This is a genomic window from Pseudomonas sp. 32A, assembly GCF_052682255.1.
Genome location: NZ_JBQYLY010000001.1, coordinates 3,726,326 through 3,752,186, shown reverse-complemented (window position 1 = coordinate 3,752,186; position 25,861 = coordinate 3,726,326). Strand labels below are relative to the sequence as shown.

General features: G+C 60.8%; 26 protein-coding genes. 12 read left to right on the top strand and 14 right to left on the bottom strand.

The window, feature by feature from the left end; translation table 11 throughout:
• Positions 1 to 194: 194 nt before the first annotated feature.
• Both ypfJ and ACUN0G_RS17185 read left to right on the top strand, forming a co-directional pair.
• The gene (ypfJ, locus tag ACUN0G_RS17190; protein WP_003215526.1) at positions 195 to 1,085 is read left to right on the top strand and encodes a KPN_02809 family neutral zinc metallopeptidase; all 891 of its coding nucleotides are present in this window, start codon (positions 195 to 197) and stop codon (positions 1,083 to 1,085) included.
• A complete protein-coding gene (locus tag ACUN0G_RS17185; protein ID WP_445573885.1) occupies positions 1,086 to 2,063 on the top strand; it encodes an alpha/beta hydrolase in 978 nt (325 codons plus the stop codon).
• Between the two features lie 135 nt (positions 2,064 to 2,198).
• Here ACUN0G_RS17185 and ACUN0G_RS17180 read toward each other — a convergent pair whose 3' ends face one another.
• From ACUN0G_RS17180 to ACUN0G_RS17170, 3 genes are read right to left on the bottom strand one after another with little or no spacing between them, the layout of a single operon-like run.
• Positions 2,199 to 2,786 (bottom strand): HAD family hydrolase, encoded by a 588-nt coding sequence (locus ACUN0G_RS17180; RefSeq protein WP_445573884.1) that lies wholly within the window; start codon positions 2,784 to 2,786, stop codon positions 2,199 to 2,201.
• Positions 2,783 to 3,652, bottom strand: a complete 870-nt coding sequence (gene tesB, locus ACUN0G_RS17175; RefSeq protein WP_017477869.1) for an acyl-CoA thioesterase II — start codon at positions 3,650 to 3,652, stop codon at positions 2,783 to 2,785. The genes ACUN0G_RS17180 and tesB overlap by 4 nt, the downstream gene beginning before the upstream one ends.
• 41 nt (positions 3,653 to 3,693) lie before the next feature.
• Complete coding sequence (locus ACUN0G_RS17170; RefSeq protein ID WP_017477870.1) at positions 3,694 to 4,263, bottom strand: GNAT family N-acetyltransferase; 570 nt, start codon at positions 4,261 to 4,263, stop codon at positions 3,694 to 3,696.
• 76 nt (positions 4,264 to 4,339) lie between these two features.
• Between ACUN0G_RS17170 and ACUN0G_RS17165 the strand changes: the two genes are divergently transcribed.
• Positions 4,340 to 5,260, top strand: a complete 921-nt coding sequence (locus ACUN0G_RS17165; RefSeq protein ID WP_445573883.1) for a histone deacetylase family protein — start codon at positions 4,340 to 4,342, stop codon at positions 5,258 to 5,260.
• A 172-nt stretch (positions 5,261 to 5,432) separates the two neighbouring features.
• Positions 5,433 to 6,665 (top strand): TIGR03862 family flavoprotein, encoded by a 1,233-nt coding sequence (locus ACUN0G_RS17160; RefSeq protein ID WP_445573882.1) that lies wholly within the window; start codon positions 5,433 to 5,435, stop codon positions 6,663 to 6,665.
• A gap of 242 nt (positions 6,666 to 6,907) precedes the next feature.
• Here ACUN0G_RS17160 and ACUN0G_RS17155 read toward each other — a convergent pair whose 3' ends face one another.
• Both ACUN0G_RS17155 and yedA read right to left on the bottom strand, forming a co-directional pair.
• A complete protein-coding gene (locus tag ACUN0G_RS17155) occupies positions 6,908 to 8,239 on the bottom strand; it encodes a DEAD/DEAH box helicase (protein WP_017477873.1) in 1,332 nt (443 codons plus the stop codon).
• Positions 8,240 to 8,287: 48 nt separating this feature from the next.
• Complete coding sequence (gene yedA / locus ACUN0G_RS17150) at positions 8,288 to 9,184, bottom strand: drug/metabolite exporter YedA (RefSeq protein ID WP_445573881.1); 897 nt, start codon at positions 9,182 to 9,184, stop codon at positions 8,288 to 8,290.
• A gap of 159 nt (positions 9,185 to 9,343) precedes the next feature.
• Between yedA and ACUN0G_RS17145 the strand changes: the two genes are divergently transcribed.
• Positions 9,344 to 9,796: an Lrp/AsnC family transcriptional regulator gene (locus tag ACUN0G_RS17145; protein ID WP_445573880.1), complete on the top strand. Its 453-nt coding sequence runs from the start codon at positions 9,344 to 9,346 to the stop codon at positions 9,794 to 9,796.
• 46 nt (positions 9,797 to 9,842) lie between these two features.
• Here ACUN0G_RS17145 and ACUN0G_RS17140 read toward each other — a convergent pair whose 3' ends face one another.
• Together ACUN0G_RS17140 and ACUN0G_RS17135 are read right to left on the bottom strand one after the other, a co-directional pair.
• The gene (locus ACUN0G_RS17140) at positions 9,843 to 10,484 is read right to left on the bottom strand and encodes a hypothetical protein (RefSeq protein WP_445573879.1); all 642 of its coding nucleotides are present in this window, start codon (positions 10,482 to 10,484) and stop codon (positions 9,843 to 9,845) included.
• A gap of 18 nt (positions 10,485 to 10,502) precedes the next feature.
• Complete coding sequence (locus ACUN0G_RS17135) at positions 10,503 to 11,885, bottom strand: AAA family ATPase (protein ID WP_445573878.1); 1,383 nt, start codon at positions 11,883 to 11,885, stop codon at positions 10,503 to 10,505.
• A 654-nt stretch (positions 11,886 to 12,539) separates the two neighbouring features.
• Between ACUN0G_RS17135 and ACUN0G_RS17130 the strand changes: the two genes are divergently transcribed.
• Entirely contained in the window at positions 12,540 to 12,833 is a 294-nt protein-coding gene (locus ACUN0G_RS17130) for a DUF6124 family protein (RefSeq protein ID WP_445573877.1), read from the top strand.
• Between the two features lie 130 nt (positions 12,834 to 12,963).
• Here the strand turns inward: ACUN0G_RS17130 and ACUN0G_RS17125 are convergent, their stop codons facing one another.
• The 3 genes from ACUN0G_RS17125 to ACUN0G_RS17115 form a co-directional block, all read right to left on the bottom strand.
• Positions 12,964 to 13,575, bottom strand: a complete 612-nt coding sequence (locus ACUN0G_RS17125; RefSeq protein WP_017476222.1) for a 3'-5' exonuclease — start codon at positions 13,573 to 13,575, stop codon at positions 12,964 to 12,966.
• Positions 13,576 to 13,599: 24 nt separating this feature from the next.
• Positions 13,600 to 14,076 carry an NYN domain-containing protein gene (locus tag ACUN0G_RS17120; protein ID WP_017476223.1) on the bottom strand — a complete coding sequence of 159 codons (477 nt, stop codon included), beginning with the start codon at positions 14,074 to 14,076 and terminating at the stop codon, positions 13,600 to 13,602.
• Positions 14,077 to 14,205: 129 nt separating this feature from the next.
• Positions 14,206 to 14,976, bottom strand: a complete 771-nt coding sequence (locus tag ACUN0G_RS17115) for a DUF2076 domain-containing protein (RefSeq protein WP_421552831.1) — start codon at positions 14,974 to 14,976, stop codon at positions 14,206 to 14,208.
• Between the two features lie 179 nt (positions 14,977 to 15,155).
• On the opposite strand from ACUN0G_RS17115, the gene ACUN0G_RS17110 reads away from it, so the two are divergent.
• Both ACUN0G_RS17110 and ACUN0G_RS17105 read left to right on the top strand, forming a co-directional pair.
• Positions 15,156 to 15,815: a YciC family protein gene (locus tag ACUN0G_RS17110; RefSeq protein WP_258348345.1), complete on the top strand. Its 660-nt coding sequence runs from the start codon at positions 15,156 to 15,158 to the stop codon at positions 15,813 to 15,815.
• 41 nt (positions 15,816 to 15,856) lie between these two features.
• Positions 15,857 to 16,945: an endonuclease/exonuclease/phosphatase family protein gene (locus ACUN0G_RS17105; RefSeq protein WP_445573876.1), complete on the top strand. Its 1,089-nt coding sequence runs from the start codon at positions 15,857 to 15,859 to the stop codon at positions 16,943 to 16,945.
• 121 nt (positions 16,946 to 17,066) lie between these two features.
• Here ACUN0G_RS17105 and hrpB read toward each other — a convergent pair whose 3' ends face one another.
• Positions 17,067 to 19,574: an ATP-dependent helicase HrpB gene (gene hrpB, locus ACUN0G_RS17100; RefSeq protein ID WP_445573875.1), complete on the bottom strand. Its 2,508-nt coding sequence runs from the start codon at positions 19,572 to 19,574 to the stop codon at positions 17,067 to 17,069.
• A 199-nt stretch (positions 19,575 to 19,773) separates the two neighbouring features.
• Between hrpB and ACUN0G_RS17095 the strand changes: the two genes are divergently transcribed.
• Complete coding sequence (locus ACUN0G_RS17095; protein WP_258348350.1) at positions 19,774 to 20,193, top strand: polyribonucleotide nucleotidyltransferase; 420 nt, start codon at positions 19,774 to 19,776, stop codon at positions 20,191 to 20,193.
• Positions 20,194 to 20,208: 15 nt separating this feature from the next.
• The gene (locus ACUN0G_RS17090; protein ID WP_008436590.1) at positions 20,209 to 21,102 is read left to right on the top strand and encodes a cation diffusion facilitator family transporter; all 894 of its coding nucleotides are present in this window, start codon (positions 20,209 to 20,211) and stop codon (positions 21,100 to 21,102) included.
• Here ACUN0G_RS17090 and ACUN0G_RS17085 read toward each other — a convergent pair.
• Positions 21,099 to 22,208: a DUF6515 family protein gene (locus ACUN0G_RS17085; protein ID WP_445573874.1), complete on the bottom strand. Its 1,110-nt coding sequence runs from the start codon at positions 22,206 to 22,208 to the stop codon at positions 21,099 to 21,101. The genes ACUN0G_RS17090 and ACUN0G_RS17085 overlap by 4 nt on opposite strands.
• Before the next feature lie 414 nt (positions 22,209 to 22,622).
• Between ACUN0G_RS17085 and ACUN0G_RS17080 the strand changes: the two genes are divergently transcribed.
• Entirely contained in the window at positions 22,623 to 23,102 is a 480-nt protein-coding gene (locus ACUN0G_RS17080; RefSeq protein ID WP_003194418.1) for an Lrp/AsnC family transcriptional regulator, read from the top strand.
• 227 nt (positions 23,103 to 23,329) lie between these two features.
• Positions 23,330 to 23,539, top strand: coding sequence for a DUF2788 domain-containing protein (locus ACUN0G_RS17075; protein WP_026077819.1), 210 nt, complete (start codon positions 23,330 to 23,332; stop codon positions 23,537 to 23,539).
• Here ACUN0G_RS17075 and ACUN0G_RS17070 read toward each other — a convergent pair.
• Both ACUN0G_RS17070 and amn read right to left on the bottom strand, forming a co-directional pair.
• Positions 23,534 to 24,175: a pseudouridine synthase gene (locus tag ACUN0G_RS17070; protein ID WP_445573873.1), complete on the bottom strand. Its 642-nt coding sequence runs from the start codon at positions 24,173 to 24,175 to the stop codon at positions 23,534 to 23,536. The genes ACUN0G_RS17075 and ACUN0G_RS17070 overlap by 6 nt on opposite strands.
• A gap of 71 nt (positions 24,176 to 24,246) precedes the next feature.
• Positions 24,247 to 25,746 carry an AMP nucleosidase gene (gene amn / locus ACUN0G_RS17065; protein ID WP_172834544.1) on the bottom strand — a complete coding sequence of 500 codons (1,500 nt, stop codon included), beginning with the start codon at positions 25,744 to 25,746 and terminating at the stop codon, positions 24,247 to 24,249.
• Positions 25,747 to 25,861: the final 115 nt, after the last annotated feature.

The following is a 25,861-nucleotide window of genomic DNA, read 5'->3' as shown; positions in this document are numbered from 1 at the left end:
GGGCTTGCCCCGCGTTGGGCTGCGCAGCAGCCCCATAGCAGGCAAAAGTGTTCTTTCCGGAAGGATTCGGTGTTCTTATTGGGACTGCTACGCAGTCCAACGGGGGACAAGCCCCCTCGCCACCGACAGCCGGACTGGCGCCAACCCTACACACCAACAACACTGAGCTGCAGAACCATCAAGAGGATTGCCACATGCTATGGAAAAAAGGCCGACGCAGCGACAACGTGGTGGACGCCCGCGATGACAGCGGTGGCGGTGGCGGCGGCATGCGCTTTGGCGGTGGCAAGGGCCTGAGCCTGACGGCCATCGTGCTGATCGTCGGCATCGGCTGGCTGACCGGCCAGGACCCGATGCAAATCCTCGGGCAACTCAGCGGCCAGCTCACCGAGCAAGCGCCCTCCGTCAGCCCGCAAACCCGCCAGGCACCGCCGGCCAATGATGAACAGGCCGACTTCGTGCGCGCCGTCCTCGGCGACACCGAAGACACCTGGGCCCAGGTGTTCCAGGAAAACGGCCTGACCTACAAGAACCCCAAACTGATCCTGTTCCGCGGCCGGGTGAACTCCGCCTGCGGTGGCGCCACGTCCGCCAGCGGGCCGTTCTATTGCCCGGCAGACCAACAGGTATACCTGGACCTGGATTTCTTCCGGGAAATGTCCCAACGCTTCAAGGCCGCCGGGGATTTCGCCCAGGCCTACGTGATCGCCCATGAAGTCGGACACCACGTTCAGACGCTGCTGGGCATCTCGGCGAAGATTCAGGCAGCCCGCCAGCAAGGCCGGCAGATGCAAGGCGACGGCGGCCTGCTGGTGCGCCAGGAACTGCAAGCCGACTGCTTCGCCGGGGTGTGGGCCAACCGCGCGCAAAAACGCCTGAACTGGCTGGAGCCCGGCGACATTGAAGAAGCATTGAATGCGGCCAACGCCATCGGCGATGACCGCTTGCAGCAACAGGGCCAGGGCCGCGTGGTGCCTGACTCGTTTACCCACGGCACCTCGGCACAGAGGGTTCGCTGGTTCAAGACCGGCTTTGCTCAGGGCCAGATCACTCAATGCGACACCTTTACCGCCAAGAGCCTTTAAATGAATAAACGACTGGGTCTGCTGTTAGGTTTGTTGATCACCTGTTCCTCCTCCACCTGGGCTGCCGAGCATGGCGTCAAGGTGGTCAGCCCCGATCGTTTTCACCTGGATGCCGGCGACCTGAGCGTCGGCTTGAGCCAGGACTGGCGCCAGCCGCTGCCTCAAGTCACCCGCGCGCTGATCATCGTGCATGGCCGCCTGCGCAACGCCATGACCTACCTGGGCAGCGGCGAAAAAGCCGCCGAAGCCGCAGGGCAAAACGCCAACACCCTGGTGATTGCGCCGCAGTTTCTCAACCAGGCCGACATCAAGCGCAACCAGGTCGACAGCCAGACCCTGCGCTGGAACAGCAATGACTGGATGGCCGGCGAGCCGTCCACCGGCCCGGGCCAAATCAGCTCCTACGGCGCCCTGGACCAGATCATCAAGCACCTGGGCAACCGCAAACTGTTCCCGAACCTGAAAGAAATCGTGGTGGCCGGCCATTCTGGCGGCGGCCAGGTGGTGCAGCGTTTTGCACTGACCGGGCATGATCACCCGCTGCTGCAAACCGAAGGCATCAGCCTGCGCTACGTGGTGGCTAACCCTTCGTCCTACGCGTACTTCAGCCCGCAGCGGCCGGTGAAGTTCGATGTGGCCAGTTGCCCGGGCTTCAATGACTGGAAATACGGCATGCAAAACCTGCCGGCCTACGCCAAGGGGCAAAGTGCCGAGCAGCTCGAGCAGGCTTACGTTTCGCGCAATGTCACTTACCTGCTGGGCCAGCAGGACACCGACCCGAATCACCCGGCGCTGGACAAGAGCTGCGGGGCTGAAACCCAGGGTGCGTATCGCTTGATTCGCGGGCACAACTATTTTGACTACCTCAAGCAGCGGCATCCGCAGTTGGGCCATAAGCTGGTGGAAGTGCCGGGGGTTGGGCATGACGGGGACAAGATGTTTACGTCGCCTGAAGGGCAGAAAGTACTGTTCCAATAACCACTGAAGAAACCGGATCAAAAATGTGGGAGCTGGCTTGCTCGCGAATGCGGTGGATCAGTCAGCCTATGTATTGACTGACACACCGCATTCGCGAGCAAGCCCGCTCCCACATTTGATCTTCATTGCCTGGGGTTAGAGCATCCGGCGCAATACCGCGCAATCTTCGGCATGCCAATCCGCCAGCTCCGGCCACGGGTTATCCGGCAAATTAACCAACACCGTCCTGGTCCCCGCCGCCCGCCCACAATCCAGATCAAACCGGTAATCACCGACCATCACCATCTCTTGCGGCGTCACTTCCCACGCTCGCGCCAGCTTCAACAAACCACCCGGGTCAGGCTTGGGCGGCGCATCATCGCGCCCCAACACATCCTCAACCGCAAAGCAGTCCGCCAGGCCGATTGCCTGCAACGTCACATGGGCCAGTTCCCGCGCATTGCGCGTCAGGATGCCCAGCCGATAACCACGCCCGGCCAGTTCCCGCACCAACTCCACCGCACCTGTCGCCGCCACCGAGCCCAGCGCCAACTCGCGCTCATGCTCCAGCAGCCACGCATGCTTGGCTGCTGCTTCATCAGCAGGCAATGCCGCCAGGTGTGTAAGAATGTCGTCAGTCGGCGGAATATCCAGCGCTACGCGAATCGCCGCAAAGTCATGCACGGCCACCGTCAGGGTGCCATCCATGTCGAACACCCAATGCTTCACATCACTCAGGCTCATGCCCAATCCTTGCGATGACGAATCAAGCCTTCCTGGGTGACCGACGCCACCAGCTGCCCGGCGCGGTTGTACACGCTGCCCCGGGAGAACCCACGGGAATTGCCGGCCCACGGGCTGTCCATGGCGTAGAGCAACCAGTCATCGGCACGCAGGTCGGCGTGGAACCACAGCGCGTGGTCGAGACTGGCGACTTGCATGTCTTTCTGCCACACGGTTTTGCCATGGGGCAGCAGCGAAGTGGTCAGCAGGCCGAAATCCGAGGCGTAAGCCAGCAGGTATTTGTGCAGGGCCGGCGAGTCGGCCAAGGCGCCATCCGCACGAAACCACACGTACTTGACCGGGTCGGACGGCTGCGGGTTGTACGGGTCTTTCTCGGTCACCGGCCGCACTTCGATCGGCTTGGGGCACAGCAGCTTTTCGCGCATGTGCTCAGGAATCAGGTGCGCGCGCTGCTGGGTCAGTTCCAGCTCCGAGGGCAGGTTTTCCGGGCCGACCACCACGGGCATGGTGGTCTGATGCTCGAAGCCTGCTTCGTCGTACTGGAACGAAGCGCTGCAGGTGAAGATCGGGTTGCCCTTCTGGATCGCCGTCACCCGGCGCGTGCTGAAACTGCCGCCATCGCGTACCCGGTCAACCGAATACACCACTGGCAGCGCCGCATCGCCCGGGCGCAGGAAGTAACCGTGCAACGAATGCACATGCCGCGCCTCTTCAACGGTCTGGCTGGCCGCCGACAGCGACTGGCCGAGCACTTGGCCGCCGAACAGCTGGCGAAAGCCCAGGTCCTGGCTGCGGCCACGAAAGAGGTTTTCCTCGATCGGCTCCAGGGTCAGCAGGTCCACCAGATCTTCCAACACTTGGCTCATAGAGCATCTCCTACAACAATCTATTGGGCATTCCGGGCTGCTTATCCGTGCAGCGTGTCCAACCATTGGGCGCGGGTGATGCGATACAACACATGATGCCGCACCGGGTCATCCGCTGCGACCTTGGGGTGTTCAAAATCTGCCAGGGGATCGTAATGCATACCGATGGCCTGCATGACTTTTTGTGATGGCAGATTGGCTTCAGTGGTAAATGAAACGATCTCGTCCAGCTTCAGCCGGTCGAAACCACAGCGCAGGGCGGTCCAGGCGGCCTCGCTGGCGTAGCCCAGGCCCCAATGTTCCTTGGCCAGGCGCCAGCCAATTTCCACCGCCGGGGTGAACGGCGCCTCGAAGCTGACATTCAGCAAGCCGGTGAGGCCGATGAATTCGCCGCTGTCTTTACGCTGCAACGCCCACAGGCCAAACCCGTACTCGGCAAAGTGGCCGCGAATACGCCCGATCAGCGCAGCGCTTTCCAGGCGGCTCAAGGTGGCCGGGAAATAACGCATCACCTGCGGGTCGGCGCACATGCGCGCAAACTCCGGCAAGTCGGCATCACTCCATTGGCGCAGCACCAGGCGTGCGCTTTCCAATTGCAGTATTGGCTCCATTGATCCCCCTCCCTTGCCATGTGCGTGAGTGTAACGCGCTGTTAAGATCCGTCGCTGGTTCCCGTCAGAAATCGCCATGCCTTTGCCACTGATCTACCACGACGACTACAGCCCCGAGTTCCCGGCGGACCACCGCTTCCCCATGGATAAATTCCGCCTGTTGCGCGACCACCTGGTGGAGAGCGGCCTGACCAAGGACAGCCAACTGCTGCGCCCGGAACTCTGCCCAGCCGAGATTCTGGCCCTGGCCCATGAACCTGGGTATATCGAACGCTACATGAGCGGCGAGTTGTCCCGCGAAGACCAGCGGCGCCTCGGCCTGCCCTGGAGCGAAGCCCTGGCCCGGCGCACCGTGCGCGCGGTGGGCGGCTCGTTGCTGGCGGCCGAGCAGGCTCTTGAGCATGGCCTGGCCTGTCACTTGGCCGGCGGCACCCACCACGCCCACTTCGATTACCCGGCGGGTTTCTGCATCTTCAATGACCTGGCGGTGATCAGCCATTACCTGCTGGCCAGCGGGCGGGTCAACCGGGTGCTGATCTTCGACTGCGACGTGCACCAGGGCGACGGCACCGCGCGCATCCTCCACGACACCCCGGACGCAATCACCGTGTCCCTGCACTGCGAAAAGAACTTCCCCGCCCGCAAGGCCGAAAGCGACTGGGACATCCCGCTGCCGATGGGCATGGGCGACGCGGACTACCTCAAGGTCGTCGACGATGCCCTCAACTACCTGCTGCCGCTGTATCAGCCAGACCTGGTGCTGTATGACGCCGGCGTAGATGTGCACAAGGACGACGCCCTCGGCTACCTCAAGCTGACAGACGCAGGCGTCGCCGCCCGCGATGAAAGCGTGATGCGCCACTGCCTGGGCCGCGACATTCCGGTGGTCGGCGTGATCGGCGGTGGCTACAGCAAAGACCGCCCTGCCCTGGCCCGTCGCCACGGGATCCTGCACCACAGCGCGCAGCGAGTCTGGACGTCATCAGGTTGTCATTGAGTTATGCACCTTACCCACAATCGCTGTGGAACTGCCTGTGGATAACCTGAGTGAAAGCCGCTGCAAGCCATAAGCTGTATGGCCTGCAGAAGGCTGCTCATTTTTTGATCAGGCAGGTTCGCCGTCCTCGGGTAGAATGCTCGGCCTACTTTGCCGAACCGCAGTTATCCCCATGCCCCAGACTCAAACCTCACCTCAACACGTCATCATCATCGGCGGCGGCCCCGCCGGGCTGATGGCCGCGGAAGTGTTGAGCCAGGCCGGGGCCCGGGTCGACGTGTACGACGGTATGCCGTCGGTGGGCCGCAAGTTTCTGCTGGCGGGCGTCGGCGGCATGAACATCACCCATTCCGAAGCCTACCCGGCGTTTCTGTCGCGCTACGCCGAGCGCGCGCCGTACATGGCGCCGTTGCTGCGTCAGTTCGGTGCCGAAGCGTTGTGCGAATGGATACAGGGGCTGGGGATTGAAACCTTTGTCGGCAGCTCCGGCCGGGTGTTTCCTACCGACATGAAAGCCGCCCCGCTGCTGCGCGCCTGGCTCAAGCGACTGCGAGACCAAGGCGTAGTTATCCACACCCGTCATCGCTGGCTGGGCTGGAATCCCGACGGCAGCCTGCTTATCCACAGCCCTGAAGGCGACAAATGTGTGCGCGGGGATGCGGTGCTGCTGGCGTTGGGCGGCGGCAGCTGGTCGCGGCTGGGCTCGGACGGGGCGTGGCTGAAGTTGCTGGAAGACAAAGGCGTGCCTTACGCGGCGTTGCAACCGAGTAACTGTGGCTTCGAGGTGTCAGCCTGGAGCGAATTGATGGTCAGCAAATTCGCCGGGGCACCGTTGAAAAACGTCGCCATCGGGTTAGCGGACGATAAACCTCGGCTGGGTGAATGCGTGATCACCGCCACGGGCATCGAAGGCAGCCTGATCTATGCGTTGTCGGCGCCGATTCGTGAGGCGATCAACCGGGATGGATCGGCCACCGTGCATATCGACCTGTTGCCGGGCAAGCCGCTGGACAAGGTGATTGCGGCGTTGAGCAAGCCACGTGGCTCACGCTCGATGAGCAAGCATTTGCACAGTCAGTTGGGAGTGGACGGGGTGAAGGCGGCGCTGCTGCGGGAATTGACCCCGGCCGAGCATTTCAATGATCCGGCGCAATTGGCCGTGGATATCAAGGCGCTGCCGCTGACGCTGGTGAAAACCCGGCCGATGGGCGAAGCCATCAGTACGGCGGGCGGTGTGCCGTTTGAGGCGCTGGATGAACGCTTGATGATCAAGCAACTGCCAGGCGTGTTTTGCGCAGGCGAGATGCTGGATTGGGAAGCACCCACGGGCGGGTATTTGCTGACGGGGTGTTTTGCCAGCGGGCGAGTGGCTGGGCGCGGCGTGCTGGAATGGCTGAAGAACTGATCGTTCCCACGCTCCGCGTGGGAACGCCGCCCTGGACGCTCCGCGTCCGCTTCTGAAGCTGACGCAGAGCATCACAGGATGCATTCCCACGCAGAGCGTGGGAACGATCCTTAACTGATTACCTGTGGCGAGGGAGCTTGCTCCCGCTGGGCTGCGTAGCGGCCCCAAAAAAAGCGGGAGCGCTGCGCACTCCAGCGGGAGCAAGCTCCCTCGCCACAGCAAGCTCCCTCGCTACAGTGACCTTACTTCTTCTTACGCGGCCCAGTGTTAAACGCAGGCACCTTGCGCACCGGCTTGATCGACGGCTCCGCCACCGACACTTCACCACTCTCCACCCACTTGCCCAGGTTGCGCTTGCCGCCACCGGACGCCTTGGGTTTCTTCGGTTTTTTCGGCTTCTTCACCACCTGGCCAGTGGCATCGGTGTCCGGCACGCGATGTTCCGGCTCGAAGTCCTGCTCCATCTTCCGGGTCAATGTCTGACGGGTCAGCATCTCAATGGCCGACAGCATGTTCACTTCATCCGCACACACCAGGGAAATCGCCTCACCGGTGTTGCCCGCACGACCGGTACGGCCGATGCGGTGGATGTAGTCCTCAGCCACAATCGGCAGGTCAAAGTTGACCACCAGCGGCAAGTCTTCGATGTCCAGGCCACGGGCCGCTACGTCAGTAGCCACCAGGATCTGCACATCACTGCTCTTGAAGCGATCCAGCGCGCGCTGGCGAGTGGCTTGTGGTTTGTCGCCGTGAATCCCGTCGGCATTGATGCCCAGACCTTGGAGTTTCTCTACCAGCGCATCCACGCCGTTGCGGGTCTTGGCGAACACCAGCACCTGCTTCCAGCGGCCCTTGCGCATCAGGTGCACAAACAGTTCCGCCTTGCGCTTCTTGTCCACCGGCACCACCCACTGCTTGACGGTGTTGGCGGCAACGTTGCGCGGGCTGACTTCGACGGTCAGCGGGTCAATCAGCATCTGCCCGGCCAACTGGCGGATCTCGTCGGAGAAGGTCGCGGAGAACAGCAAGGTCTGACGCTTTTTCGGCAGCATGCGGTAGATGTTCGCCAGTTCTTCGGAGAAGCCCAGGTCGAGCATGCGGTCGGCTTCGTCCAGGACCAGGGTTTGCAGCTGGTTGAGTTTCAGCGCGTTCTGGCGGAACAGGTCGATCAGGCGGCCAGGGGTGGCGACCAGCACATCAACACCCTTGCGCAGCTTCATCATCTGCGGGTTGATGCTCACGCCGCCGTACACGGCGTACGTGGTCAGCGGCAGGTGTTGAGCGTACTCGGCGACGCTGGCGTGAACCTGCTCGGCCAGTTCGCGAGTCGGGCACAGGATCAGCGCGCGCACCGAGTTGGCGCTGACTTTCGGCCCTTCCATGGTCAGCAGCTGCAGCAGCGGCACGGCGAAACCGGCGGTCTTGCCGGTGCCGGTCTGGGCCGCAGCCATCAGGTCACGACCGGCCAGCACCGCCGGAATGGCTTGCGCCTGCACCGGCGTCGGGGTCTGGTAGCCAAGCGTCTCAAGGGCGCGCAGCAAGGGTTCGATCAGGCCAAGTGTGGCGAAAGTCATGGAAATACCGTAGGAAAAAGTCAGCGCAAGGTCGCAATGCGCGGCAGTTTACCTTATTTCCGGTTTCGGCTTTCGCCACTGTGGCAGGCTGATCAGCAGCACGGCGCTGATGATCACCAACATTGCCAGGGCTTCTTCCACGCCGATGGTCTCGCCGACAAACACAATCCCGAGCAACACCGCCACCGCCGGGTTGACGTAGGCATAGCTGGTGGCCGCCGCCGGCCGCACGTGCTTGAGCAGGTACATATAGGCATTGAAGGCGATGATCGAACCGAACACGGTCAAGTACGCCAGGGCCAGCCAGCCTTCCAGCGGCGGCATGGCTTGCAGGTGTTCACCGCTGACGGCACTGAGCACCAGCAGGACGGCACCGGCAATCAGCATCTCCGCCGCACTCGCCATCGCGCCTTGAGGCAGCGGCAAATGTTTGCTCCACACCGACCCGAAGGCCCAGGCCGCCGCCGCAAAAATCAGCAAGGCCGCACCGGTGGGACTCGATTGCAGGTTGGAGCCCATATTCAGCATGGCGATGCCGATAATCCCCAGCACCACCCCGGCCCATTCCAGACGGGTATTACGCGCGCCCCAGAAATAACCACAGAGCAAGGTGAACAACGGCACCGTCGCCACCGCCAACGCGGCAACCCCGGACGCCACGCCCGTATGTTCGGCCACACTGACCGCACCGTTACCGAAGGTCAGCAGCAAAATGCCGATCTTCGCGGCAGCCTTCCACTGCACCCACGTCGGCGCCGGCGCCCCGCGCCAGCGCAGGAAGGCATACATCAGCGCGCCCGCTGTCATAAAGCGAATCCCCGCCAGCAACAACGGCGGCCAGTACTCCACACCAATGCGAATCACCAGGTAGGTAGACCCCCAGATCACGTACAACGCAAAAAAGGCAGCGATCAACGGTAAGGGAAAGCGACGTGGGCCAGGCATTGGGTAGCTCTGCGGCAGGACAGGGAGCGTTATTTTAGAAATCCCCGGCCGTAAACATAAGTTACAAAACCTGTTTAAAGCGCCCGTACACTTTTCAAAACACGGTTATCAAGGCTATAAACCGTGCTTTCGAAAGCAACGCCTTCCCGGAGCCTTATCATGGACAAATACGACCGCATGCTTCTCAGCGCCCTGCTGGAAGACGGCCGCGCGTCCTACGCGCAACTGGCGCGCACCGTGAACCTGTCGGCCCCCGCCGTGGCCGAGCGAGTGGCGAAGCTGGAAGCCAGTGGTGTGATTACCGGGTATCAGGCCAAGGTCGACCTGTCGAAGGTGGGGTTGCCGATACAGTGCGTGATTGAGTTGCGGTTGACCAACCATGGGAACCAGAAAGTTTACGACGCCCTGGCTGAAATCCCTGAGTTGACGGAGTGCCATCGGGTGACCGGGGATCCGTGCGTGATCATGCAGGCGGCGGTGGGGTCGATGCCGGAGTTGGAGAGTTTGATCAATCGGCTGGCGAAGTTTGGGTTCAGCAAAACGTCGATCATCTTGTCGAGCGCGATAGAGCGGCGAGTGCCGTTGGGGCAGTTGGAAGGTAGTGGAAAATAGTAGGCAATGAGGGGGAGACAGACCCCCTTGAGCTACTCCCTAGAAACTAGGCATTCAACTTGGCTTGTGCGTAGTCACTAATCTTCTGTCTAAAGACTTGATAGGATGGCAACTCTTGAACTGGCCCATTAGGATCTAGATCAACTGTAAGTCGAGCCCGCATCTCTGAGAAACGCTTCTTAAATTTACCCAAGCGAGCCCCTTGGGTTTCACTCGCCTCACATAGTGCATCCATTAATATTTGCTTTGTATCACGGGCATCTTCAAGCCTACGAGTAGCAGGAATACAGTTAATCCCACCACGACGCCCCGAGTTCCCCGCCACGCGCTTTATGGCATCGGCATCTGCAAGCAACCATGTTTCAAGCATCGTGACCGGGACAATCGAAATTATGCGATCTAACTCAACGATCCCCTCGCACGCCCCAGAAATTTCCGTCTCTCTAACTGCTGCCCCGACATTATCCGCATCACGATGAACAAATATAACATCAGCATGAGGATAGTACTTTGCCAACGCCACTAGCTTATCGCGAACAGACCGCCCCACAGCAGGCCTAAACAACCCCAAGTCTGGAATTTCGCCACTAACCTCAGAAAAGCCCTCATCAATCAATATTGTTTGGATATGCTCAACTAGCCGCAAATCTGAGGAACCTTCCCCAGTAAGAACAAATCTTATTTTCATGCTTAGAGATCCCAGAACTTAATCTTCGAATTCCATGGAGATTTGGCTATCTGGAGGAAGAGCAAGATAAGCGATAATGGAACCCTTATCAATACATTCAGACCCAGACTTAAAACGCCAACTTTCGCGCAAACTCTTACAACGAATGGTGGAGGCAGGTGCGCCGTCAGGACCGCGAACCTTTACAACATCGGCGTAGATCAAATCATCTGGGGACTCCAGTTTCACCAAGACCGGAGAATGTGTAGCAATCAGTATTTGTCGCATTGGATTATCTTCACCCACCGGATAACTAGTATCAACAGCAAGTTCTTTCAATAGAGCCAGCATTGCTCCCATTTTTGCGGGATGGATACCATTCTCCGGCTCCTCAAAACAAAGAAGACCTTTAAAGTCGGGATCCTCTGCCATGATACAAAGCGCCATGAAGCGAAGAGTGCCGTCAGAAAGAGCCCGCGCTGGTAAAAAAGCACCAGAACGTTCTTTGACCTCAACCGTTAACAACTGCCTAACTTGGTCAACATCGACCCTAACATCTGATGTAGGAACAATCTCAGAGAGCCGACTCGCAATACGCGAATAAACATTTTCGTCTCTACGATATAACTTATGCAAAGCTGCCGCGAGTCGCCCCCCATCAGCCCCAACGCTGGTTTCCTCATGCATCTTGTTAGACCGTCTCATTGCAGTCGGCTCAAGAGAAAGAAAACGCCAAGACTGCATTTCTCGCCTAGCTGCAAGAATAGTCGGCCACACAGCACTATTAGTGTTCGCAACAACCGTCTTCGGGATGTATCTAGCCGGAATTTTTTGCGGCTGCCCGCTACTTCCTCCATCCTGATGAAGATGTATCTCGACTATCCCGTCATCTACTTTCTGGGTAGAGATAAAGCCCGCACCCTTCCTCTTATTCAGAACCACCTGATCACGAAACTGCGAAACGCTTAATGGAAAGTGAAGGAGGTTTGTAGCTTCACCTTTATTAATATGAACAAGTGTCTCACGAGAAAGATATAAACCAAGAGAGCCTGACTGCTCTTCAAGCGGATCCCTTGCAATTTCAACCTCATAACGCAGAAACGTCGATGTCGCCTGAGCTTTACGCCCGAAGTCATCGACTATATCTAGAGGTACAATCATTTCGACGGCGAGCTTTAAATTCTCTACACGATAATCGCCATTCGTCCAGAAAATATCTAAAGGGTCAGTAGACTCAGAGTCTCGAACGGCCAATGCCGCTTCGACTATAGATTTATCGCTCAACAAGGAGAGAAATTTTATAGCATCAAAAATATTTGATTTTCCGACACCGTTAAGGCCCGCAATGCAGTTAAACGGACCAAGTGAGACGGAAAAATCTAGAAGATTCTTGAAACCATGAGCTTCGAGTTTGGTAAGCATAAGAGCTCTCTATCATCGAGCAGTGGCTAAATTACATCGAGTATCTTTGAAGTGACCATTTGACTCAAGAGAAGAAATCGATCCTTTTTCACTTACCATTTTTCTCTGCTTCGCAGACGGCATACCCACATACGTGGCATCGCCGATTTCCCATCGCCTAAAAGCGAGGCCTCCTGCCTTCGAAGAACCTCTAATAACCGTCGGAACGAGCTTTCATTTACCAACGGGCCCAAGACAAATCAGAGGTTCATCAGCTCATATTGAGTGGTATCAGCCTACACAGCTTCCGCCCGAGCCATCAATCGGGGAGCGCATTACACAACACTGACATTTATGATGACTAGCAAGACGGATCCCTTTCATTTGCAGGACCTTTCCTAGAAAATCCAACCGCCTTGTTTCGGCCGGATCAGGTAGCTAGTCTCGCTCGGTCATCGAACAATCGACGACCGGACGTGCAAGTCCGACTGGCAAGGATATACAGACGCCCTACTCCTCAACGTCCGACGTTATCTGTTATGGCGGCTGTGCGCGGGAGGTCCTCGGATCTGCCGGGTTTTCCTTTGCCCCGGTCTTGCACACCTGCGTACAGCTGCCACCTTCATTCGCGTGCAAGCGAACGGTGATAGTTTCTTACCTCAAAGGAGTTCCACCATGGTCAAAGTCACCCCCGATCCACCAGAGTTTTGCAGCGACAGCCCACTCACCCGCCGCGCCATCGATTACTACCTCAAAGCCTCCGCACCGGACGGCGCACCCTTCGTGCTCAACGACAACATGAGTTTCGAAGATGCCCTGGCACGGGCGGCCGATTTGCTGCATTGCGCCGTGGCAACCGCGCAGATACCCGGCGACCCCATGAACGGGCAGCAGCGGGCGGTGATGCATTTGGTGGAGATGGCGAAGGTGGTGGTGGATCGGTCGCTGGACTGCTTACAGCCTCGATAACCACCGCAACTCGTTCCCACGCTCTGCGTGGGAATGCATCCGGTGACGCTCTGCGTCACGACTTCAAGAGCGGACGCGGAGCGTCCAGTGCGGCATTCCCACGCGAAGCGTGGGAACGATCATTGCCAGGTCAGAACCCGCGATGCTTCTTCAGATGATCATTGATCTTCGCCGCCGGAACCTTCTGCAAGCTGCACAGCAATTCGTGGGACAGCTCCCGCAACCCGTGGGTGCGGCGCAGTTCCTGGGCCAGATGCGCGGTAAGGTTCGCCGCCATCTCCGCATCCGCCATCGCCCGGTGAGCCTTGCCGGTGTGGGGCAGTTGGGCAAATGAGGTCAGCGTGCCCAGCTTGTGGTTAGGCGCCGCCGGCATCAAGCGCCGCGCCAGCAGCAATGAACAGGCAAACTTCTGCAATCGGGTGCGTCGGATCAACCCCAGTTCAAAATCCCAGAACTTCTGGTCAAACGCGGCGTTGTGGGCCAGCAACGGCGTGGTGCCGACAAACTCGTTCACCTCGTTCATCACCCGCTCCGCCGACGGCGCGGTGCGCAACATGGCGTTGCTGATGCCGGTCAGTTGTTCGATAAACCCCGGCACGCGCACGCCGGCGTTCATCAGGCTCTGGTAGCGGTCCACGATCTGGCCCTGCTCCAGGATGACCACGGCAATTTCCGTGGCCCGGCAGCTGCTGCTCGGCTGGATGCCGGTGGTTTCAAAGTCGATGACCGCTATACGTTCCAAACCTGTTCCAACTCCGTCGAAAATCTATTTAAGCAGCAACGCGCCTTCGATCGGCACGTAGCGGCTGGCGGCGCGTATCAGTGAGTTGGCCGTCAGCCCCGGCACGCCGTAGGCCACAGCCTCGACGCCATGCTTGTTGATGATGCGGTCCAGCAGCATGTCGAAATCACCGTCGCCGGAAGCCAGCACCACTTCGTCGACATGGGCGGCGGCGTCCATGATGTCGATGGTGATGCCCACGTCCCAGTCACCCTTGGCCGAGCCGTCGCTGCGCTGGATGTAAGGCTTGAGCTTCACGGTAAAACCGAGGTTGCGCAGGATTTGCTGGAACTGCTGCTGCTTGCTGTCGCCACGGTCGATGGCATAGGCATACGCCTCGACAATCTGCCCGCGCTGGCTGATGTCAGCCCACAGGGCGGCATAGTTGAAGTGACAGCCGTACGCCTGGCGCACGGTGTAGTAGAGGTTTTGTACATCGGCGAACACGGCTATCTTTTTCACCGCAAATCCTCATGACACGCGCATGGACCCCGGGCTCAAAGGCCCGGAAAGGTTGCCAGTATGCCAGCCACAAGGCAGTTTCCGAGAAAAATCAGCCCGGGGCGACGAAGCGCCCCGGTTGAGTGTGGGTCAGACGAAGGAATCGTCGTCGCCAAAGGAGGAGGAGTCGTCGGAATAGTCGTTGTCGGCGAAGCTGTCGGAGCCGTTGTCGCTGCCCCAGCTGTCGTTGCCGGCAAATTTCTGGTCGTCGTTGCCCCAGTTGCCGTTGTCGCTGGCCGGCGCCGGCTCTTCGCGGATGATTTCTTCCACCACTTGCGGCTGCTGCGAGTTGTGGTTGAACAGGCTGCTGATGCCTTCTGCCAACATCACACCACCGGCCACGCCGGCTGCGGTTTTCAGTGCGCCGCCGAGGAAGCCGCTGCCGATTGGCGCTGCGGGAGCTTGTTGTGGCTGTTGGTAATTCTGCTGTGGGGCGCCGTAGTTCTGCTGTGGCGCGGGTTGGCCGCCAAACGACGGACGCGCCGGTTCACGCCAGCCGCCGCCGGAGGGCGCAGGCGCGTTCTGGGTAGGCTGCGGGTCGCGAGAGCCGCCGCCAAAGATGCTCGACAGGAAACCGCCACTGCTGGGTGCAGGCTGCGCCGCCTGGGACCTGGCCTGTTGCAGCTGCTCCTGCAATTGCTGAATTTGTTGGGCCTGCTGCTTGTTCTGCGCATCAAGGCTCTTGATTGCATGCTCTTGCACCAGAATCGACTGGGTCATGTAGTACGCAGCGGCCGGTTGGCGAGTGACGTGTTCCTTGATCCGCGCTTCGGCCTGGGCGTCGCGGGGGGCTGAGTCCGTTTCGGCTTGCTGCAACCGTGAAAACAGTCCATCGATCAGGGTTTGCTCTTCGCTGTTCATGGCGACCTCGTTAGATTGCCGGTAGAAATCTTCGCCTTGCCCACTATGTGCAAGGTACAACCCAGTTATGGGGCTGTTACTGATTGTTTCAATGGTCTTTACGCAAGGTTTACGTTTGCTTGCATCTGGTCATGATCGGTTAAAGTAACGCCCTTGCTTTTCGGCCTGTGAAGACCCTGATGAATCCGTTAGACGTGCTGCGCGACTCCTTCTTCTTTTTCAAGCGCAACCTGGGCGCCATCGTGCAGTTGTGCCTGCCATTGGTAATCCTAGAGGCCCTGTTGCAACAGGTGCTCGACCACACCCTCGGCCCTGATGCATTTCCCGGCTACAGCGTGATCGTCGGGCTGCTGGTGTATCCGCTGTACACCGGCGCACTGATCCTGTTCCTCGACGCCCGCACCCGGGGCGAATCGCCACGTACCCTGGATGTGCTGGCCATGGCGTTGACCCTGTGGCCGCGCTTCGCCTTGCTGACGGCAATCAGCACGCTGCTGATCCTGCTGGGCCTGTCGCTGTATTTCCTGCCAGGCTTGTGGCTGATGGTGGTGCTGGCCTTCGCCGAATACTTGCTGGTACTGCGGGGCATGTCGGCGCTGTCGGCCATGAAGGAAAGCCTGCGTCTGACTCGTGGGCATTTCTGGCGCATCCTGGTGTGCCTGCTGTGCGTGATGACCCCGCTGTGGTTGCTCAAGGGCGCCAGCGTGGCGGTCTACCCCGATCCGAACCCGTTGCTGGGCCTGCTGATGGACAGCGCGCAAAGCTTCCTGCAGCTGTTCACCAGCGTGGTGCTGTTCCGCCTGTTCATGTTGATTGGTGGCGACGCCGACGCGCGGTGATATGCTCCGGGCCTTGTCCTGCAACGCCATAAGCCGAGCCGATGACCCGATTACTGCGCATTACCCTGCTGGGCCTGCTGATGCTCGCGGCCCTGCTGAGCGGCTTGATCTACAGCCTGACCTGGCGCCCTGCCGACAAGGAAACCCTGCCCATCCGCTGCGTTGCGCCCCGAGCGCCGACGCTGCTGCCGGGCCAGGCGCTCAAAGTCATGACCTGGAACGTGCAGTACCTGGCCGGCAAGAACTACGTGTTCTGGTACGACACCCCGGACGGCAGCGGCCCGGACGACCGCCCTACCGTTGAAGACATGGCTTCAAGCCTGGACGAAGTGGCCCGGGTGATCCGCGACGAACAGCCCGACATTCTGCTGTTGCAGGAAGTCGACGAAGGCGCCAAGCGTTCCAGCTACCAGGACCAACTGGCCTTGCTCCAGGAGCGCCTGGCCGACCTCTATCCGTGCAGCGTCCAGGCCTTCGACTGGAAAGCCGACTTCGTGCCCGACCTGCACATCTTCGGCAGCGTCGGCCGCAAGCTGGTGACCATGAGCCGCTACCAGATCGAACACGCCGAGCGCCTGCAATTGCCCGCGGCCCGTGCCAACCTGATCAGCCGTCAATTCCAGGCCAAACCCGCGTTATTGCTGACCTACCTGCCGTTGAGCGACGGCGGCCAGTTGGCCGTGCTCAATACCCGCCTGGACGGCACGGCCCCCGGGCACAACGCGGTGCTGGAACAGGTGCAGGCGACCGTCAAGCTGGTGGATAAATTCGAAAGCCGTGGCACGCCATGGCTGATGGGCGGGGATTTCAACCTGTTGCCGTTGGGGCAATTCCTGCGCCTGGACGCCGGCAAACGCGGGCAATATTCGCCGGACAGTGAGCTGCACCTGCTGTGGGAAAAGTACCCGATGGTCCCGAGCAACAGCCAATCCAGCGGCATTGATCGGGATAAATGGCTGACGTACTTCCCGAATGACCCGACCGTGGACGGGCCGGATCGTACGCTGGACTACCTGTTCTACAGTTCGCGTATCAAAAAGGTTGAGAGCACGGTGCGGCAGAGCGATACGGTGCTTATCTCCAATCACTTGCCGGTGATTGCGCGATTCCTGTTGCCTGCCGCGCAGTAACTAACACTGCAAAATGGTGTGGGAGCTGGCTTGCCTGCGATAGCATCGCCGCGGTGCCACTGAAAAACCGAGTTGCCTGCATCGCAGGCAAGCCAGCTCCCACAGTTGATCTTCATCGCGCTTACTTTCTCGGTTTGATCCGGGCAGTCGGTTCCGCAATCAACGGATCATCGGGCCAGTAATGCTTCGGATACCGCCCTTTCAAATCCTTCTTCACCTCGGCGTAAGTACTGCGCCAGAAGTTCGCCAGATCTTGGGTTACCTGCACCGGGCGCCTTGCCGGTGACAGCAGATGCAGCTTGACCACCTGCCGCCCGCCGGCGATCCGTGGGGTGTCCGCCAGCCCGAACAATTCCTGCAAGCGCACCGCCAGAATCGGCGGCTGCTCGCTGTAGTCCAGCCGCACCGACGAGCCGGACGGCACCTTCAGATGATGCGGCGCCAACTCGTCCAACCGCGCAGGCAACGGCCACGGCAGCAAGTTATGCAGGAAGCTGGAAATATCCAGATTGGCAAAATGGCTCAGGCGCGACACCTTGCCCAGGTATGGCATCAACCAATGTTCCAGGCTGGCAAGCAAGGCGCTGTCGCTGACATCTGGCCATTCACTGGCCTTGCCGGTATCCAGATCACGCAGCAGCATCACCCGCGCCTGCCATTGGCGCAGCTCCGGGGTCCAGGGCAGCAGTTCGAGGCCTTTGCGCCGTACCAGGTTAACCAGCGCCTGGCTGCGGGCGGATTCGTCGAGGCCGGTCAGCGGCTCGCGGCTGAGCACCAGTTCGCCGACCTTGCGCTGGCGTTCGGCCCGCAGCACGCCTTCGCGCTCATCCCAGTCAAGCTGGTCGACATTGCGCACCTGCTCGGCCAATACCGAATCAAACAACGCCGGATCAAAGTCCGCCGCGAGGTAAATCCGTTCTTCGCGCTGGCCCTGGCGGCTGCCCAGGTCGGCGATCACCAGCCAGGGTTGTTTCATCAGGCTGTCGGCGTCGGCGAACAGCGCGGCGCGGCCGTTGGCCAAGCGGTATTCGGCACCGCCGGCACGGCGCTGCTGTGCGACACGGTCCGGGTAGGCCAGCGCCAGCAACGCACCGAGCCAGCGCGGGTGATCGGGATCGGCAACCGGTTGCTCAGCCTTGCCTCTTAAATAGCCACGGTACTGCCGGGCCAGTTGTTTGGCGCGCTGCACGCCACCTTGGGTGCCACGGGCTTTTTCCTCGCCGGATAACAACGCCAGGCGACTGTGCAAATCCGCACCGGCGCCGCGCAAGATATCGCGCTCACCCAACAGCGCCGCCACGTCACAGGCCATGTTCGCCAGGCCCAGATCCTGACCACGCAACAGCAAATGAGCGATACGCGGGTGCGCAGGTAACCCGGCCATTTTCTGGCCGTGAGCGGTCAGCTTGGCATCGTTCAACGCGCCAAGACGCTCGAGCAAATCCTGGGCCTGTGCATAAGCGGCGGTGGGCGGCACGTCGAGCCACACCAACTGAGTGGGCGCCACGCCCCAGCGCCCCAATTGCAGTGCCAGACCGGAAAGATCCGCCGAGAGAATTTCCGCGCTGGAATACGCCGCCAGCCCTTCATGCTGATCCTCGGACCACAACCGATAACACACCCCCGGTTCCAGTCGCCCTGCCCGGCCGGCACGCTGGGTGGCGCTGGCGCGGGAGATGCGCTGGGTGTCGAGACGGGTCATGCCGCTGCCCGGGTCAAAACGCGGGACCCGCGCCAGCCCGGCATCGATCACCACGCGCACGCCGTTGATGGTCAGGCTGGTCTCGGCAATATTGGTGGCCAGCACCACTTTGCGCTGGCCGGCAGGCGCCGGGTCGATGGCGGCGCGTTGGGCCGCCAGGTCCAGTTCGCCATGCAACGGGCACAGCAGCACATCGGGGTGATCGCCGAGTGCATCAGCCAATTGCTGATTGACCCGACGAATCTCCGCCTGGCCCGGCAGGAACACCAGCACGCTGCCGGTCTCATCGTGCAGGGCCTCAAGGATGGTCTGCACCAACCGCGGCTCGATAAATTCACCGGGCTGGAATGGCCGGCCCCAGCGCATCTGCACCGGGTACATGCGCCCTTCGCTGCGCAGGATCGGCGCGTCGTCCAGCAAACCGGCCAGGCGCTCGCCTTCCAGGGTGGCGGACATCAGCAGGATCTTCAGTGGCTGCTCGTCGCGAAACAGGTCTCGACCATTGAGGCTAAGGGCCAGCGCCAGGTCGGCGTCCAGGCTGCGCTCGTGGAATTCGTCGAAGATCAACAAACCCACACCGTCCAGCGCCGGGTCATCCTGCAAACGGCGGGTGAGGATGCCTTCGGTGACCACTTCGATCCGCGTATTGGGGCCGACCTTACTGTCCAGGCGAATGCGGTAGCCGACGGTTTCGCCGACCTTTTCACCCAGCTCGCTGGCCAGCCTTTCTGCCGCTGCACGGGCGGCCAGGCGGCGGGGTTCGAGCATCAAGATGGTTTGCCCGGCCAGCCAGGGTTCATTCAACAGCGCCAACGGCACCCGTGTGGTTTTACCGGCGCCGGGCGGCGCTTCGAGCACGGCTTCATGGCGCGTCGCCAAGGCGTCACGCAGGGCGGGTAAAACATCATCGATTGGCAACGAATTCATACTGGCTCCAAAGCAGAGCGGCGAGTATAACGGCGAACTGCCGGGTGCCGGTGGTGGTCTCAACGACATACCCTTCACTTGTAGGAGCGAGCTTGCTCGCGAAAAACCCGAGAGCGCCGCGCACATTCAGGCAGTACGCGTTATCGTTGACGTTTTTCGCGAGCAAGCTCGCTCCTACAGTTCATTTCAGGAGAGTCCCATGCGTATTGCTTCCCGTGTCATCGGCGGTGTTCTGGCCGTCACCCTGCTGAGCCAGTTGACGGCGTGCGGCTCGATTTTCTACCCCGACCGCCGTGGCCAGATCGACGGCAAGATCGACCCGGCGATTGCCGTGCTCGATGCGGTCGGCCTGCTGTTCTACGTGATCCCGGGTCTGATCGCCTTTGGTGTCGACTTCGCCACCGGCGCGATTTATTTCGAACCAGGCAAAACCGCCCAGGTGGCCCCGGAAAAACTCCAGCAAGCCATCGGCGCCGACGGCAAGGTCGACAACGCCAAGCTGCAAACCATTATCCAGAAAGAAACCGGGCACAACCTGCCGCTGGACGACCCGCGCATGATCCAGTTCAAGGGCAGCGTGCAACAGCTCGCCACCCTGGGCCTGCAACCCGCCGCATAAGGACTGACTCGCCCCATGACCACCAGTCCCGAACACGCCCGGTTGTTGCGCCTGGCCACCCGCGCGTCCGTCGGTGTGGCCTGTGTGTTGATTGTGACCAAGGCCATCGCCTGGTGGCTCAGCGGCTCGGTGAGCATGCTCGCCGGGCTGACCGACTCGCTGCTCGACGGCGTCACCTCGCTGCTGAATTTGCTGGCCGTGCACTATGCGTTGCGCCCGGCAGATGACGATCACCGTTATGGCCATGGCAAGGCGGAATCCCTGTCGGGCATGGCCCAGGCGCTGTTCATCGCCGGCAGTGCGGTGTTGATCGCGTTCCAGGCGTTCCAGCGTTTGCAGCATCCGGAACCTGTGGGTGCGCCATGGCTGAGTATTGGCGTGATCGTTCTGTCCCTGGCGCTGACGGCGGCGCTGCTGATCCTGCAATACCGGGTGATCCGCGAAACCGGCTCCAACGCCATCCGCGCCGACTCGCTGCACTACCGCTCAGACATGATGCTCAACGGCAGCATCCTGGTGGCGCTGGTGCTGGCGGCGTTTGGTTTTCATCAGGTGGACGCCTGGTTCGGCCTGGGCATCGCGGCCTACATTTTGTGGAGCGCCATCCAGATCGCCCGGGAAAGTTTTTCGGTGCTGATGGACGAGGAACTGCCGCCGGATGTCAGCCAGCACATGCTGGAACTGGCGTGCAGTGTGCCCGGTGTATTGGGTGCCCATGACCTGCGCACGCGGATTTCCGGCAGCCACTGGTTCGTTCAGCTGCACCTGGAGTTACCGGGGGAATTGAGTTTGTCCGTGGCCCACGGCATCAGCGATCAAGCCGCCGATGCAATCCACAAAGCCTACCCGCGAGCCGAAGTGCTGGTGCACGCCGACCCGCAGGAAGTGGTCAAGGGCGCGAAGGCCTAGTACTGCACCTGATAACCGCGACTGCTCAGGCAGTTGCCCTGGGCCTGGCGGTAGGTTTGCACCACGGCCGGGTCTGGGGCGTAGGTGACGGTCCTTGGGTCAAAACCACTTTGTTGCACCGCCCAGCGATAGCAGTCGTAACCGTCCTGCTGGACCTGCGCCGGTGATTGGCCGTTGGCCGGGTAAGCCACCACGTCATACCCATTGCCCTGGGGAGCTGGCTGCGGCGCTGGCGCGGCGGGTGGCGGCTGCACCACCACATACTGCTGGCTGCTTTCCTCGTAGGTGTAATAGGCACCGGCGGCAAGGAAAAACAGTGCGCTGCCCACCCACACTTCCCGTGCGTAATCCGGCAGGTATTGCACGCGAATCCCGTATGGCGGCGCCACTACGACATAGCGCGGGCCTTGTGGGCGATACCAGTAGCCACCCGAGAAGAAGTAGTCCTGGCCACGATACGGTACGCGATAATTGCGGTCGGGGAAGCGGTCGACGATGTAACCCGGACGGTATTGCGGGCCTGGGCCCCAGCCATTGCCGTGCCCGTCGGGGCGGCCTGGCCAGCGGTGATCGTTGGGGTGGTTATTGCCACCACCATTGAAGCCGGGCCGGCCGGGGCCACCCTGGCCGCCATTGCCGGCCTGCCAATGCTGATTGCCATCGTTGCGACGCGGAATGTCCTGGTAGTTGCCAGGACGTGGTTCCTGGGTCTGGCGCACGGTATCCGGACGCCCCTGAATCGGCAGATTATTGGCCGGCTGGGGCGCCTGGTGCGGAGGTTGCTGTTGATTGCCTTGGGGCCGACCTTGCCACTGGCCACCACCGTTCGGGCGCTCGAAGTTCTGATTCTGCGGCCGTGGCTGATTATTTTCGAAATGCGGGTTCTGCGGACGCGGCTGATTGTTCTCGGGACGAGGGGCTTCAGGACGCGGTTGATTATTTTGCGGTCGAGGCTGGTTGTTCTGCGGCCGCGGCGGGTTATTGCCCGGGCGCCCTTCCTCACGCTGGCCACCGCCTTCAGAGCGAGGCTGTTCGTCGGCCATCACTTGCGCACCAACGGTGACCATCAGCAAACCAACACCTGCCAAACGCCAGATGCGCTTCATGCTATTCCTCACTGCGGATTAGGGCCTACACGTAAGACTGGAAAACCGGGGCCCGGTTCTGCGACAGGTTATCAGTCACGAGAAGTATTTTCGCAGGCAATAAAAAGGGGCGACCCGTCGGCCGCCCCTTGAGAACTTCGTCCTGGCTCAACGCTTATGACGTTGGCTCACCTCACGCCGTCTTGTGGACAGTGTGCAGCCCGGGGGCCGGGGCAACCCTGTGGGGTTGGCGGCCGCAGCCGGCGGTATGAGCGGGCTGCAGTGGACTGTATGTCCGGGCGGTGATTCTGTTGATAACTTTACGCGCCAGGCCCGGGCAGATGATTGCGAAGATTGCGTCAATAAACAGTGCTTGCGCAATTTTTAACCCTGGATAGATAATTCGCCGCAATAGTTACGACAAAGGCCAGCCCCATGAGCAAACTTGACCGATACGACCTGAGTATTTTGGCGGAATTGCAGCGCGACGCGAGGATCTCCAACCAGGAGTTGGCCGAGCGCATCGGCCTGTCGCCTTCGCCGTGCTCACGCCGGGTCAAGCAATTGGAGGACGACGGCTACATCGCCCGCCAGGTCGCCTTGCTCGACCGCAAGATGCTTGGCCTGAGTCTCACGGCCTACGTACTGATCGGCATGGACCGACATACACCCGAGCGTTTCGAGAACTTCGAAGCGGCCATTCGCACCTTGCCGCAAGTGCTGGAGTGCAGTTTGGTGACCGGGATGGACGCCGACTATCAACTGAAGGTGGTGGTGCCAGACATGGATCACTACCAGAAACTGCTGCTGGGGCACCTGACCCGCATCGAAGGCGTCACCAGCGTGCGCTCAAGCTTTGTGCTGAACCAGGTGCTCAACAGCACCGAGCTGCCGCTGACCCACCTGCGCACTTAAGACCAGCGCGGAACAAATGTGGGAGCGGGCTTGCTCGCGAATGCGGTGGATCAGTCAGCACATTCGGTGCCTGGCACAACGCATTCGCGAGCAAGCCCGCTCCCACATTTTGACTGTGTTTCAGCAGGGTGGTAAGTCTGCGGCAGACCGACGCAGGTCAATGATGAGCTGATGCTGCTGGCGTATACTTCCCGCCCTGCCCCAGCCGGAAATGCCCCATGAACTCGATTGATCCCGCCGTGTTTGAAGAATGGATGATGACCGGCCTGGTCAGCATCCTGATCATTTTCATGGGCTTTATCGTCTGGGACCTGGCGAAGAAATCCAAGGCCGGGCGCTTTGGCTCGATGATCCTGTTCTTCGTGCTGGGCCTGGGCGTCGCCGCGTTCATCATCAAGAGCGTGGTGATCGGCCTGATCGAGTCCGGCGCCTTATAAGCGCGCCGGCACTTCCTTCCACTGGCCTTGATCCAGGCCGTCGATCGACCAGTCACCAATGCGCACCCGCACCAGACGCAAGGTCGGCAAGCCTACGGCGGCCGTCATGCGCCGCACCTGGCGGTTACGCCCTTCTCGAATCACCAACTCCAGCCAATGGGTCGGCACGCTTTTGCGAAACCGCACCGGCGGATTGCGCGGCCACAGTTGCGGCTCGTCCAGTTGCCGGGCTTCGGCGGGCAGGGTCATGCCGTCGTTGAGTTCCACACCGTCGCGCAGGCGTTGCAGTTGCTCTTGCGTCGGCTCACCTTCCACCTGCACCCAGTAGGTTTTCGCCAGCTTGTGCTTGGGGTCGGCGATGCGCGCCTGCAACTGGCCGTCGTTGGTCAGCAGCAACAGGCCTTCACTGTCACGGTCCAGGCGCCCGGCCGGGTAAATACCGGGGATGTCGATGAAATTCTTGAGGGTCGCCCGCCCGCCTTCGTCGCTGAACTGGGTCAGCACATCGAAGGGTTTATTGAACAGGATCAACTTGGGCTCAGCCGGTGGCGCCTTGGCGACACGACGCGGGGCTGACGAGGTTTGCGTACTTTTCACACCAGGGCGGCGGGAAACGGGAAGGGCAGGACGGGACATGGCAAAGGAACATCTAACGGTCAGGACCGACAATGCTAGTGGCCTGACCGTTAAATAACCATCCCAACCGTTTAGCGGAACGGCGGCTCGTCGAAGCTGCGCAGTTTGCGCGAGTGCAGCGAGTTGAGTTCGGTGCGCAACAGATCCACCGCCTCGATGCCGATCTTCAAGTGCTGGCTGACCGCACGCTCATAGAACGCGTTGGCCGAACCCGGCAGCTTGATCTCGCTGTGCAGCGGTTTGTCCGACACACACAGCAACGTGCCGTACGGCACCCGCAGGCGGTAGCCCTGGGCGGCGATGGTGCCGCTTTCCATGTCCACGGCCACGGCGCGGGACAGGTTGATCAGCGGACGCTCCTGGGCCCAACGCAGCTCCCAGTTGCGGTCGTCGTAGGTCAACACGGTGCCGGTGCGCAGGCGCTTTTTCAGCTCCTCGCCCTTCTCGCCGGTGACGTTGGCGGCGGCTTGCTGCAAGGCCATCTGCACTTCGGCCAGGGCCGGGATCGGGATGTTCGGCGGCACAACCCGGTCGAGAATCCCGTCGCGGCGCATGTAGGCGTGAGCCAGCACGTAGTCGCCGATGGTCTGGGATTGGCGCAGGCCGCCACAGTGACCAATCATCAGCCAGCAATGCGGACGCAATACCGCCAGGTGGTCGGTGATGTTCTTGGCGTTGGACGGGCCGACGCCGATGTTCACCAGGGTCACGCCGTGGCCATCGCTGGCCTGCAAGTGGTAGGCCGGCATCTGGTAGCGGTGCCAGACCACGCCTGCGGCGATGGCAGATGCTTCGCCGTGGTCCATGCTCTTGTCGATGATCACGTTGCCCGGCAGTACCATGCGGATAAAGCGCGGGTCGCTGCGCAACTGTTCCAGGCCATGCACGATGAACTGGTCAACGTAGCGGTGGTAGTTGGTCAGCAGGATCCACGGCTGCACATGGCGCCAGTCGCTGCCGGTGTAGTGCACCAGGCGGCGCAGGGAGAAATCGACACGGGCGGCATCGAACAGCGCCAATGGCAGCGGGTCGGTGTTTTCCCAGTCGTACAGGCCGTCGGCGATGCCATCGGTGGCGGCGGACAGGTCGGTACTCGGGAACACCCGCGCCAGCGTGGCGGCGGTCACGCCGGAGCCGGCAAGTTCATCGCCCTGCTCCACCACGTACGGGTAGGGAATGTTCTGCTGGCTGACGCCCACTTCCACCGTCACGGTGAAGTCATGCATCAACGGCACCAGTTGCTCCAGCAGGTATTTGCGGAAGGCTGACGGATGGGTGACGGTGACGCTGTAGGTCCCCGGCAACTGGACCTTGGCATACGCGCGGGTGGTCTGTGGGACTTCGCCCTGCACCAGGTAGGTCAGGCGAAGTTCCGGGTAGCGAAACATCGCACGTTGTTCGGCGTCGGGTTCGACGCGGTCTTTGAGGTAGCGCTTGAGGGCTTGATTGAGCGCGCCAGTGGCACGCTCATGGAGAGCCGCCAGCCGATCCACGGCTTCTTCGGCGGTTTGAACGACAACAAAAGCTTCGGTCACGGTAAGCATCCTGTGTTCTGACTTGCAGGCCTTCATCTTGCCTGTATCCCTGGCGCACTGGAACACCGGAATTGGAATGCGATCAATAATGTGGGAGCGGCGGTGCGACGATTCGACTTGCTCGCGAAAGCGGTAGGTCAGTCAGCACATG